The organism is Cohnella terricola, from assembly GCF_007786475.1.
GTDB lineage: Bacteria > Bacillota > Bacilli > Paenibacillales > Paenibacillaceae > Cohnella > Cohnella terricola.
Map to the genome: position 1 here is coordinate 154201 of NZ_VNJJ01000007.1, position 13410 is coordinate 167610.

Genomic DNA, 13410 nt, shown 5'->3' on the forward strand with positions numbered 1-13410 from the left:
AGCATCACAATTATCGACAAAAAAGACCGGCCCGTCCTGTCATGATGAATGACATTCTGGGCCAGTCTTTATCCTTTACGTTTCACTATGGGGTTAATCAAGAACTTTCCGCAGCCGCAACAGAACGACGGCGGCTTCGGCTCTTGTTGTTAATCCATTCGGCTTGAATTCGTTGCCTGCTCGTCCTACTAGAATCCCGCGCTCGCGGGCCGCTTCGACGTAAGTCTTAGCCCAGGCCGGGATCACCGCATCGTCAGAGAAGAAGGGACTTTCCGCGCTGCCTGCCTTCCAATTCATTGCCCTGGAGACCATTGCAGCCATCTCTGTCCGGTTTACCGTTTGCATGGGCCGTAATGTCCCGTCTAGATATCCGGTGAGAATACCCTCGGCTACCGCGGTCCGAATCGCCGGTCGCGCCCACTCGGGGATGCTTCCCCTGTCGCTGAAGGATATCTCGCTTGCTTCATTATTGATGGGAATTTGAAGCGTCCGCAGCAGCATAACGGCGAACTCTGTCCGCGTCACGTAGCCATTCGGCACGAAGGTGCGAGCGTTTACTCCCTCCACGATCCCTAGCCCCGCCGCTTCGCAAATATCCGGCTTGGCCCAGTGGTTCTCGATGTCCGTAAAGGCACAGACAGGAGCGGAAGGGGAAGTCTCTTCTTGGCTGCTTGCCACACGATGAATCGTTAACGTATACGTCTTGAGGGTGCCATCCTCAGCTTGAACTGTGATCGTGAGCACATTCGCCCCTTTTGCCAGTGGAACGATCGTCTTCTCTCCAATGCGGTTGCCCCCTAACGTAACAACGGCATTGGAATGAGCAGTAGTCACCTTCAGCTCGATCTGCTCCGCGTCTGTCTCTGCAGCATAAGCCGTCGTTCCGGGCGCGAATACAGGGGATAAGGCTAGCGCCTTGCCGGATGTATCCACGTTTAAGTCAGCTAGATCTGCGTTGCTGGAGCGGGTTGTCGTTGTTGTTGTTGTTGTTGGCGCCCGCGCCGCGCTCACTGTAACTGTAGAAGATTGGCCGGCAACTTCCGCCCCATTGAGATAAATCGTTATCCTATGTTCCTTACCGGTACCGGCTGCGTTGCGGGGAAGAGCTACGGTGGCCGTCGCGCTCGTGTCGCCGGTGATCGTCGCCGTTACGGCTTCAACTCCGTCCACGTATACCTTCACTGTCTGCCCAGTCAGGTTGATGCCCGTAATTGTTGCGGTTATATCGCCTCCGGCGCTTGGCAAGCTGGTTGGGCTAACCGCCATATTCGCAACCGAAGGAACGGCTACGATAAACTTTGCATTCGCCGCGTCAAGCGTATTATGAATGCTATTCTCGACCAATCCGCCCGCAACGTTAACCTCGTAAGCGCCGTCTTCAAGCGCGTCACTAAAGCTAAAGGTAAGCGTTCGGGAAGGCCCGTCATAGCTTGGCGTATAGGCGGAGAAGGTCCTGCCATCCTTCTTCATGCTGACAAGAGGCCGTGCATTGGCAGAATCCAGCTCAGCTCCCCCAGCGACCCAATAGACGGCTTCGCTGACCGTCACGGAGACTTCGGCAGGCGGCGCGGCGAATTTCTGTTGATCGGTGAAGCCGCCGAAAGTAACGACCGGCTTCGTCGTATCGTATTGCCGTGACAGCGTGTTGGACGCTGTATTGCCATTGCCCGCGGCATCTGTCGCCGCTCCTGCTCGAACCGCTACGGTCACAGCCTGACCGCTCGTCGTTGGCGCAATCGTCGCTGTGTAGACTGCCGCGCTTACGGAGGCCAAGTCAGACGCTGTGCCGTTCGTGACCGCAAGATCTCCTTCAGTAAGACCATTAACCTCTTCACTGAAGGTAATCGTTACTGGGAATGCGGCATTCACCGTGCTGCCTGCCGAACTGGATACAACTGCTGTCGGCGCGGTATTGTCCAGCACAAAGCGGTTGGATACGGCATCGGTAACATTCCCTACTTTGTCCTTTGCCCGAACGTGCAAGTACCAGTTGCCGTTGCCGCTTGTCCGGCTTAACGTATCCTCATTGCTGAACGGCGTCCACCCCCCGGATGGAACATCCGTGCTCTGCGTCCATGCATACTGCAAGGAAGCGTCGTCGACACCGCTTTGCGTATCGCTAACCGTTACCTTGCTTGCCGCGGATGTCGCGGCCGTTGACCGTCCGTTCGTGCCGAACTGCACGACCGGTTTTGTTGAATCGATCGCGAGCGTAATTGTGTAGGTTCGGCCAGGCAGCAGGTAGGGTTCGACGCGAACGGGAATAATCGTATCCGTCGTCGCTCCCGCCGTGCTGATCGTCTTCGTGCCGCCGCTCGGCAGCCGTTCATTGTTCACGTACAAGTCATCTTGGGTCGTACTCGCCAGCGTCGGCGTTACGTTCACGCTGGACGGCGATTGACCGTCATAATAATACGTGTAGGACGTCACAGAAGGGTCAAAGGGCTCCGTGAAGTCTCCTTCCTGCAACGTTAATCCGCTCAAATTCGCATTGCCCGGCACGTCAATTTGACCAGCAATATTGTGTCCCCATGCGACGACTGTACCATCCGATTTCAGGGCAAGTGAATGGTTGTATCCCGTGGCGATCGCCACCACTCCGTTCAATCCGGAGGGCACCGCACTTTGACCATAATTGTTTCTCCCCCAGGCAACGACCGTACCGTCCGATTCCAAAGCAAGCGAGTGGTACTGTCCCGCGGCAATCGCTATCACTCCGCTTAGTCCATTCGGCACTTTACTTTGACCATATGCGTTGAGTCCCCAGGCGACGACCGTACCGTCCGCCTTCAAGGCGAGCGAATGGAACCCGCCGGCAGCAACCTCCGCCACTTCGCTTAATCCGGTAGGCACGTCGGTTTGATGTTGATCGTTAAGCCCCCAGGCGACGACGGTACCGTCCGCCTTCAAGGCGAGCGAATGGTGCGCGCCGGTGGAGATTGAACGCACTTCGGTCTGCGCCCCAGCGGGCACGTTGGTTTGACCATAAACATTGTATCCCCAGGCAACGACAGCGCCATTCGACTTTAAGGCGAGCGAATGGAAATCGCCCGCAGCAACCGCCACCACACCGCTCAGTCCGCTGGGTACAGTACTTTGATGATAATTGTTGCTTCCCCAGGCAACGACGGTGCCGTCCGACTTCACTGCGAGCGAATGTTGGGCTCCGCCGTCGATCGAGGCTACTTTGTCCGCTGTCAATCCAACAGGTATTGTCGATAGTGCAGAATCACCCCAAGCAGCGATCGTACCATCCGATTTCAAAGCAAGCGAATGGTAGGCTCCTCCTGCTATCCTCGTTGCCTTGATAGGTTCAGTAATTCCGGCCGGCACGGTCGTCTGGCCAGAACGATTGTCTCCCCATGCGACGACCGTACCGTCCAACCGTAACGCTAGCGAATAGTTCCATCCAGCGCTAATCGCCGCTACATCGGTTAAACCCGAGGGTACGTTCAATTGCCCCACGCTATTGTCTCCCCATACCACGACGGTCCCATCCGCCTTGAGCGCCAGCGAATGATTGTCTCCTGCGGCGATTGCGATTACGCCGCCCGCTGCTAATGCTGCTGGTATGGTCGTTTGACCCTTAGTGTTGTTTCCCCATCCGACAACGGTACCATCCGCCTTCAGGGCAAGCGAATGAGTGGTTCCTGCTGCGATTGCTATCACGTTGCTAAGTCCGGGAGGTACGTTCAAGCTGCCATGAAGATTATAGCCCCATGTGACAACCGTACCATTGGACTTCAACGCAAGCGAATAGTCATAGCCGGCAGCTATTGCTACCACATCAGACAAACCCGTCGGGACGGTGGTTTGACCGGAATTATTGCCGCCCCACGCAAGGACCGTTCCTGTCGACAGAAGGGCAAGCGAATGAGTGCCTCCCGCGGCAATCGCTACCACTCCACCTGCTGCCGCTTCTTCCGGAATGGTCGTTTGACCCTCATTGTTATTCCCCCATGCGACAACCTTGCCATCCGATTTCAGCGCTAGCGAATGTCCGGCGCCAGCAGCGATCGCCATCACATCATTCAAATCCGCTGGAATTTTCAATTGGCCGCTAATGTTGTTGCCCCATCCTACGACGGTACCATTGGCTTTTAACAAGAGTGCATAGTCGGCCCCCGCGGCCATTCGTATTCCCTCCACGCTTCGGACTCCCACTTGCGAAGCATAAGCGGAATGCGAACCGTAGGGAACAATCCAGCCAATCAACAATACGATGCTCATAACAAAACTAATCTTCGTTTTCCACTTATACGATAACAACAGGTATTCGCTCCTTCATTCTAAATAGTAGGTTCTTGGTGAGGCTTCCTCCATTGGAATTTTAACAAATACCTATGAAAGGAGAATGAAAGAATGGGAGAGGAGCATCTAACGAAGATGACCTGCGCGAGTCGCCTTACGGCTCTACGCAAAAAGCCAGCCTCATGGGGCTGGCTTAACGATGGTGGGGCCGATCCGTATAAAATCGAACCCCAGGATACCATCAATCTCCTTCAGGAAACTTTTCTTGAACTTCTCCCCATCGAATATCGTCTAAAAGAATTTAAGCCTTCAACGCCCTCCTCCGGACTGAATCGGGGTTTAATGCCCCCTCGTACCACAAAAAACTCTGACCTCATACGCATACGGTCAGAGTTTTTATGGTGGAGCACCCTTCCCAAAAACAAACCCACCACCCCTTCATCACTCCGTTTATGTTTGATTCGAAATCCATTCTCGAACGACGCCTGGCACGCCTTCTACTGCTGTTGGATAACGGAATTGAAATCCGATTTTCTTCAATTTCTGGTTGGTGAAATAGGTATGAGCGGTTGCATATTCCGTTAACACCGGCCCCAGGATCATTTGGCATAGCCATCTTGGAATTTCCCTTACCTTCCCCGTTACGTTCAATTCTTTTTCGATTAAGTGTTTAAAGGCCTTAGAAGTCATCGGCTGATCATCGCATAATATATACCGCTCACCCGTTTTGCCATGTTCGGTTAAATACAAACAAGCGCGTGCGGTGTCCGCCACGTGGATGGGAGAAAAATACGGTTCATAGCCTTTCAGCGAGTATACGGGCTTGTTAAGATACAGTGGTTCAATGAATAATTGCGGCATCCAAGAATCCGGCCCGTAGATTTGCGCCGGGAAAGCTGTCGTAATCGGCAGCCCTTGTTCCAAGTATCGATCCAAAACATGGACGGAATCTGCGATATAAGGCCCCCAGCCCTTTGGCTCATCGCTATAGTTATTATCTCTCGGTACATCCGAACCCGTATCGCCAAGGAAGCTCGTTCCGGCAACGTACACAATTTTTTTGATCACAGCTGGATTTGCATGATTCAATAACCGAACCGTCATCTCGTAATGTCCCTTTTTGTAGGTGGTTGCCACCTTCTTCGTAACCTTTTTCCCCCATGTTGGCGGAGCCGCAAGATGAATGATGTATTCAGCCTGCCGAATAACATTCTGCCAGACTCCGTCTGACAGAAGGTCGCCGACAATCGCTTCCACACCTTTCGCTTCCAGTTCTCTAGCTTTTTCTGCCGACCGAGTGAGTACGACTGCTTCCTTACCCTCTTTTATCACTTCACTAATTAATCGACTGCCTACATATCCAGTGCCACCTGTAATGAAAACTTTACTCAACTTCATTCTCCTTTCATCCACTCGAAACGAATACTGGGTCTGTGCCCCTGCAACGTCTTGCACATTGACCCTAGTATAGTGGGGGTTGGGAGAAAAAAGAGTCATACGAAAGTAGTAGAAACAAAATAAAGTCTATTAAAGTTCGTTTCTGCGCTACATCTAAACATATACATATCCCGGTTTGAATTTACGGCTACAATTTCAAGACATAGAAAAACAGCCTTCATGTGGACTGTTTCATGCTGGAGACGAGCGCTGCGCGCGATCGAAGCCCGGATGAACACCCTTCTTAGCTCCCCAATCGTATCCGACTATTTCATGTCGGATTCTCGTGTCGCGATTTATTTGGAGGCTCGGTGGTATCTGACTTCATTGATTAAGTTGCTGACGATGCTAACTCGACGAGGACGATCTTATAGGTAGAATCAGATGCCGTGCTCGTCCGCTTCGCTCCCTGCGCGCGGAACGAACCCCAATGTCCTCCTTCGGACTGGGCGACTCCCCCTAACTTCTCAACCATCACAAAAAAGCCGACCTCATGCGGTCGGCTTTCGTGATGGTGGAGGCGAGGCGTGGTATGGCAAATCCACAACTCGCCAGAGTTCTATAATCCAGTTTGTTGGAGATTCGAACAACCTAGTAATCATTTTAAATCACATTTTCATTCCGAGCTCCATACTACGCCAGATAATAAAATCGGCTCAGTAAGTATTATTTATTAGTTATCATCTAAATACAGAATACGTTGAGCCCCACTGTCCAATAACTCCATTCGCTTTTAAGCGACTTATTGCCATATTCAGCTCTGAAAGATCTTTCTCAATCCCAAGTGAAATTAATTCATTAAATATCTCATCAATAGTAAAAGGTTCTTTTTTAGATAGGACTATTTCACCTAATTTGTAACTTGCACTCTCCATAAATACTGCCATATAAACACTCCTTTATATCAATATCGACCAGTAACTTCTTCTTTTTCTTCCTTTGTAACTAATAAACCTTCAATAAGCATTTTCAATTCTAAAGCAATTTCAAGCCCAACATCCGTTAGGAACTGACTATGATTAATGTTCTTTTCACATGTGACATAAATAAAACATGGGGGAAACACCGATTGATTATTTCTTAGCTCATTATGAATTCTTGAAACCTCATTTAAGTACACCAATTCTCTCTGCCCACGATACAATAATGGAAAACCATCTTCCAAGCCTGTTTTCATTTTTTTAAAAACAACAAAGGAATCACTAATGTCATAGTTTTTAATAGATACACTGGTTACAACTTTCTGTACCAATTCATGTAGAATCTTACCCTTATTCTTATTACTAGAGAATAAATCAATAAGCACTTCAACAAATTTCACTACCTTAGTTAAATAGAAACCATTTTCCGAAATGTTATGTTTTATAAGAGGATCTATTAAACTTTGGTAACTATCAGAAATCATTTTTTGAATATTATCAAAATCAATATGAATGTTTGTAAAGATACTATTATCTAGTATCACAAAATCGTCCATACCCTTAATCATGGACTGATAGTTTTTCTTGTTTGCTAATAATTCTTCTAATTGCAACTTCACAACATTCTTCTCATCACTTGATCCTGCTGGGCTAAAAGTTAGATACTCACTAAAATAATGTCTTCTTAGCACTGTCACTAACCATGAGTCATCCCACTGAATAATAGTATTAAAGTACTTTTCATTGGAATTGGCATCCTTTATCGCTTCCCATAATCCCGATATATTCATTGGAAGAACTTGATCTTGAAGCGTATTCCCTGAAGAAAATGATTCCTTGGCAAGTGCTACTATTGCTCTCCCTAAAATATAATCCGTTTTGATTATTCTATGATGAAAAATCACATTTTTATAAAGCAGCCATCTTCTTTGAAAAAAATCTTCGATAGTACTAAGTACTTTAATACTAGGAGCAAAATAAAAGGTGTCTTTTTCCTCGACCAATTTCATTGATGAAATTAAACGGTCGTACTCAATTTTCCCTGTGTTTAGACCAGAATTTTGAAAGTCTCTTGTAATGTAATCCAATCGATCACTATCAATAGAATGAGCAACGATGTGATGTAGGTCTTTGAATATCCCCTTTTCTTCAAATATTGTTTTGACAAATCGTCTGTTCAACCAATAAAAGAGTCTTAATTCTGCCTTCTCTTGATTGTCAGGTGTAAATGAAACAGATTCTAGTAACCTGTCGGAAATATTATTTCCAATCTGTTCATGCAAAGCAAAATCACTCTCTGAATAAAACTTCGTCGCCTTCATAAACTCATTATGAGCTGCATTCCGATCTTCTAGAGCATTGACATAGTTCCAAACCTCCTCCAAAGCATATTCGGTTATGTGACTAAATGGAGGATGACCAATATCATGAAGTAGAGCAGCTACTCTGACTGACTGATATGCAACTAAATAAGCGAAGACATGGTTTTTTTTAATTATATGTGGCGAATTTAGCCTATACAACGGGTCATCAATCACAATTTCGTGACAGTTATTAATTAGATCAGCGAATCGATCAGTTAATGTATGTCTGAACGTCTCGGCATGTTCGGATGATTTATAACTGTCTATTTCTGCATTTATACGATCAAAAAATTTATCCCTTACAACCGACTCGGCATTCGTTATTGAGTAATAAAACATTTTCCCAGCTAAGTGCATAACTCCTAAAGAATGCTCAAATCGTTTAGTCTTGTTCGATGGATATGTCAAATACGCCGTTGAGTTTTGCATTATATTATGCAGACGGTTAAACAGTTGTGTAGAAATAATGTGTTTTTCTAAAACACTTAGTTGAATTGTACCATGTATTGTATCCGCTATCGAAATTGTCTTATTATTCGACATTTTTCCTCCCGTTTATAGTAGTCTATTAAATATACTACAACTTCCTTAATTATCCTTCTAGGAGTTTAATCAAATCCTCAAATTCGATAAATATTCTTAGATACAAAATCCATCGTTTATCAGTCACACTACAAATTCGCAGACATCTTCTCTTTATCAATATGTTTGAGAAACAGCAAAAATCCACCACCTTATGCGGTGGTGGATTTACATGGTGGAGGCTAGGGGAGTTTCCAATTCTTGATTGAACTTGCTAATAAGTCGGATTCACGGATGACGATCTTAGCGGTAGAATCAGATGCCGTGCTCGATTTGCTACGCAAACCTGCGCGCGGAACGAACCCCAATGCCCTCCTTTGGATTCGGGGTAATCGACAAACCCTCGCTCCACGCAAAAAAGCCAGCCTCATGCGACTGGCTTTGATGATGGTGGAGGCGAACCGTGGATATGTAAATCCTCGATTCAGCGTCTCCCGCTCATCAGGTTTGGCATTGCGGCTTCGTTCAAGATTACCTAAGTCTTACTCTGGTTGGCTAAGCTTTTAAAGTTAGAGCGATATTAAGTTATGTGCTTGTTTTAAAACATTGACTTTTGCTACTGTGATATACGTGTAGGAATTGTGATAACTTTTTGAAGATCAAAATCCAAATCCCTGTTTACATATTTGTCAAAAAAATCACTATCTACCCCTGTCATTTGATGAAAAAAAGACATTTCAACTATCCATTCCTTTTCTATCATCTGACGGACATCTACAAGTTTCTTAGTTGCAATAAAATCAATTATGGTTTTGATTTTCATTGGTTTCTGAAGTGGAATTGACTTATCCAGTGGTTCCAATTCCAAATAGCTTTTTCGATGTAATGCAGCATAAAAATTCCGATGATCTTTTGCTTCAATAATCCCTAATTTATTCGCTCGATAACCCAATACTTGCAATGATACCTTCCACTTTCTTTTCAAATCTAGATAAGCATCTGGATTTGTAATAGCCGTAATGTCTTCCATATCAACTATAAACTCGTCTTCTGGCAATAAAAAAGCTCCTGCAAATAAATTAGCCTCATTCTCAAAATGTTTATGTTCTTTTCTGTCTAAACTTGTGAATTCAATCCGAAAATGAAGCAACAAATGGCCCAGTTCATGTGCAAGATCAAAATTTCTTCGTGCAGCAGATTGTTTTATATTTCCCAAAATAATATAAGCTCGGTTTTTTCGAGTCCATAAGCTGTAGGCATCAATTTCTTCACCAATTGCTTTTTCAAATACGAAAACTCCACTCTTTTCAATTAAATACATGAGCTCATCGTTTGTATCTTGTAAAAAACCCAGTTTTTCCCGCGCTAACTGAGCCACTTTATTGATTTGAGTCAGCCTATTGTCGTCTGTTCTGTTTAAGTAATCAATTACTTCATCCCGTAACTTAACAATTTTCAATGTCGGGAGACTAATTTTAGCTGTAATATGCTCTACAAATGCATCTAAAAATTCAACATGCTTTGCTTCTGACTGCGTCTTTGAAATTGTATTCATTATCTTTGAACGATAAGCGATATTCATTACATCGACATTTGAAGTTATATTATAAAGTGATAACATGTCTTGAGTATAAAAATATTTACTCTTCACTTTAAATATTCGCTTTAACTCGTTTACAATTTGCACTTTGGGTGTTGTATACGAGTTTTCATATTGCCAAATCGCTTGTTCGGTTACATCTAACATTTCAGAGAGCTGTTTTCTAGAATATCCTTGCATGATTCGTAAATTGGCAAGATTTTCACCAATGAACATGCTTGCTCCCTCCTTACCTCTAACTATTCAATTTGTAGCTCATCATCCAATATCCCGATATCGTAAGCTGCTGGATCCATAATCTCCTCACCCATCTCTGGTGCTATCACTTCACGATCCTCATCGGTTAATTCTGCACCAAATATAAAGTCAGATAGATCTTCAACTAAATACGCCACATTATCACTTGGATTAGGCAAATAATGTTTTACTTCAGCAATCTGATATGCCTCATCAAGGGCATATGTAAGGATATGAAACTCAGTATAAGATGATTGAAAGTTTTCTAATTCTTCTTTCACTCGGTTCTCAGAAACAAAAAACGAAAGTTGCTCATATTTCTCAAATGTTTCACCGTCTATTACTTGATGGAAATCTGAAAACACCAAGTTTTTATTGATTTTAGATAGTTCATGTAAATACGTTCGATGTAATCCTTTATTACCTTTATTCGCAGGTAATTTAGACTGTGAAAAACATTTCTCGTTAAAATAGGCTGCATTCTTAATCAGAAAAAGAATTTTAGACTCACCATGAATAAATTGAAGATAGTCCCATGTTAAGCCTGCTTTAGATTTTTTATATTTAAAGCCATAGTCAATACACTCTTCTGCAACTTTACTTTCAATGAAATTTCCTTTAGTCCAAGCAAATGCTGAACTTATCTTCATTTTTACCTTTCTATCCTTACGATGTTCAATGTACTCACGATAACCTTCCACAATAGCTTCAACAATCATTTTATTATGCTCGGAATTAAATTTATATTGCTCCAAATCAATCACTCCTATTCATAATAAATAAGCCTCCTTTAGTTTAATTCAAAACCACACTAATGGAAATGATTTTTTGTTTTTTTATTAAAGTTATTTCAAAAATACAAGGTTATATTTAAACCTTTAAAATAGATTCCAACTATGAGTCAAGGAAAAGCAAAAATCCACAACCTCGTGCGGTTGTGGATTTGCATGGTGGAGGCGAGGGGAGTCGAACCCCTGTCCGAAGACAACGCCACATGTGCTTCTACGGGTGTAGTGACAGATTTGATGTCACCCTAGAGACTCCCTGTCACCGGATTCTCTTCGGGTCAGCCTGATTGTCTTCTTCAGCTAGCCCCAGGCGGAGACTAGACAGCGTATCCCACTAAAGTTGAGCCCTTAGCCCGCCACATGGGCGATGGAGAGTAAGAGCCTGGTGACCGTTATTAGGCGGCCAGAGCCAGAGTTGGTTGTTTAGCTTTGCCGTTTAAATAGGCTTCCGCGTTAGTGAAGCAGACGCAGCCCTACTACCCGCTACCCACGCTCGTCCTGTCCCCGTCGAATCCATAAACGCCCCCGAATATTCGAGTGGCCGAGCGTCTAAACGCCGGAACTCGGAAGGTCACCCGCGACGGATGATTAGAACTAAGCTGTGTTGCAAAATCTATTATAACACGTACGGCTTGCCTTTACTCGAAATGTTGATGCCAACATTGGCACTTTGTGCTCGCGATGCCAGCCGGCACATTAATACTTCTGCTTCTCCCGAAGGATCCGCTGAATATCGCGCTGAGCATCCCGCTTGGCATCGGACTCGCGCTTGTCGTAGAGCTTTTTCCCTTTACCAAAGCCGATCAGGCACTTGGCATAGCCGTTGCGGACATACACGCGAAGAGGAACGATTGTGTATCCATCACGCTTGGTAAGTCCGAGAAGCTTATGGATCTGCTCTTTATGAAGCAAAAGCTTGCGAGCGCGCGTCGGGTCCGTCGGATTGTGGCGGTTGCCTTGCTCGAACGGACTGATGTGCATATTGTGCAGGAAAATCTCGCCGTTACGGATCGTCGCGAACGAATCGTTCAGATTCGCGCGGCCGGTGCGCAGAGACTTGATCTCAGTGCCCGTCAGTACCATCCCGGCTTCATAGGTGTCTTCGATGAAGTAATCGTGGGATGCTTTTTTGTTCTGCGCGAGAGGTTTGTCGTATTGACTCTTCTTGCCCACTTTCCTTCACCTGCCTACCTAGTATTTGAAAATGCCGGACTTTTATTATATCACGCCGTACATCGCTCGTTCAAACTTCTTTTGAATCTCCCACTCAACAAGACAACAAACCGCGGAAGAAAATAACTTTCCTCTCCCGCGGTTTGATCGTACGAGCTTAGTTTCCCCGAGATTCCACGATACACTTGTCGACCAACGCCATCCGGATGTACAAGCCGTTGACGGCTTGGCGGAAGTACGCCGCGCGAGGGTCATCATCGACTTCCTCGGTGATCTCGCCCGCGCGAGGGAGCGGATGCAGCACGATCGCGTCCTTGCTCATCCGCGACATCAGCTCGGCATCGACGATGTACTGGCCGGAAGCTTTCTCGTACTCCTCGACCGACGGGAACCGTTCCTTCTGAATCCGCGTCTGGTAGAGGACGTCGATCGAACCGGCGACCGAATTCAGGTCATTCGTTTCCACGTAGCGAATGCCCTTCTCATCCATATACTTCTTCACGTTCTCCGGAATCCGAACGTTATCCGGGGAGATGTAGTAGATCATAACGTCCTGGTAATTCGCCAGCATATAGCTGAGGGAGTGAACCGTCCGCCCGTAAGCCAGATCCCCGACCATCGCGATCTTCAGCCCGTCGATCTTGCCGAACTCCTTGCGAATCGTATACGTATCGAGCAGCGCCTGCGTCGGGTGCTCTCCCGCTCCGTCCCCGGCGTTAATGACCGGAATCGGGGAGACCTTCGCCGCACGCTTGGCCGCGCCGATCTCCGTATGCCGCATGACGATGACGTCGCTGTACCCGCTAACGATGCGGATCGTGTCCTCCAGCGTCTCGCCCTTGATCGCGGAGGAGAATTGCGCGGCGTTTTCCGTTCCGATTACTCCTCCGCCCATCCGGTGCATCGCCGACTCGAAAGACAATCTCGTCCGCGTACTCGCCTCGAAGAACAGCGTCGTCATGATCCGTCCCTCGTGCCGTCTGTCTCCGCCCTTGGCGACAACCTTCTCCATGTCTTTGGCCGCGTCGAATAAGCGCTCGAGCTCGTCTCTTTCGAATTGCTTCGCTCCGAGCACGTGATATAACTGTTTCATTGATAAGCAGCCTCCCCGACATACG

Annotated in this window: 8 protein-coding genes and 1 other RNA gene; all 9 read right to left on the minus strand. The window is 46.3% G+C overall.

What is annotated here, in order from left to right; translation table 11 throughout:
• Window positions 1-93: 93 nt before the first annotated feature.
• The 9 genes from FPZ45_RS14420 to pyrB all read right to left on the minus strand — a co-directional run bounded on the left by FPZ45_RS14420 (window position 94) and on the right by pyrB (window position 13385).
• The gene (locus tag FPZ45_RS14420) at window positions 94-4230 is read right to left on the minus strand and encodes an RCC1 domain-containing protein (protein ID WP_144703007.1); all 4137 of its coding nucleotides are present in this window, start codon (window positions 4228-4230) and stop codon (window positions 94-96) included.
• A gap of 471 nt (window positions 4231-4701) precedes the next feature.
• Window positions 4702-5643 carry an NAD-dependent epimerase/dehydratase family protein gene (locus FPZ45_RS14425; RefSeq protein ID WP_186438406.1) on the minus strand — a complete coding sequence of 314 codons (942 nt, stop codon included), beginning with the start codon at window positions 5641-5643 and terminating at the stop codon, window positions 4702-4704.
• A gap of 725 nt (window positions 5644-6368) precedes the next feature.
• Window positions 6369-6575, minus strand: a complete 207-nt coding sequence (locus FPZ45_RS14430) for a hypothetical protein (RefSeq protein WP_144703013.1) — start codon at window positions 6573-6575, stop codon at window positions 6369-6371.
• Between the two features lie 17 nt (window positions 6576-6592).
• Window positions 6593-8515, minus strand: coding sequence for an HD domain-containing protein (locus FPZ45_RS14435; protein WP_144703016.1), 1923 nt, complete (start codon window positions 8513-8515; stop codon window positions 6593-6595).
• A 595-nt stretch (window positions 8516-9110) separates the two neighbouring features.
• The gene (locus tag FPZ45_RS14440) at window positions 9111-10310 is read right to left on the minus strand and encodes a spr1629 family repressor/antitoxin (protein ID WP_144703019.1); all 1200 of its coding nucleotides are present in this window, start codon (window positions 10308-10310) and stop codon (window positions 9111-9113) included.
• 23 nt (window positions 10311-10333) lie between these two features.
• The gene (locus FPZ45_RS14445; protein WP_144703022.1) at window positions 10334-11086 is read right to left on the minus strand and encodes a spr1630 family ClpXP-sensitive toxin; all 753 of its coding nucleotides are present in this window, start codon (window positions 11084-11086) and stop codon (window positions 10334-10336) included.
• 193 nt (window positions 11087-11279) lie between these two features.
• Window positions 11280-11646: a transfer-messenger RNA gene (gene ssrA / locus FPZ45_RS14450) on the minus strand.
• A 169-nt stretch (window positions 11647-11815) separates the two neighbouring features.
• Window positions 11816-12292 carry an SsrA-binding protein SmpB gene (gene smpB, locus FPZ45_RS14455; RefSeq protein WP_144703025.1) on the minus strand — a complete coding sequence of 159 codons (477 nt, stop codon included), beginning with the start codon at window positions 12290-12292 and terminating at the stop codon, window positions 11816-11818.
• 157 nt (window positions 12293-12449) lie between these two features.
• Entirely contained in the window at window positions 12450-13385 is a 936-nt protein-coding gene (pyrB, locus tag FPZ45_RS14460) for an aspartate carbamoyltransferase (RefSeq protein ID WP_144703028.1), read from the minus strand.
• Window positions 13386-13410 lie beyond the last annotated feature (25 nt).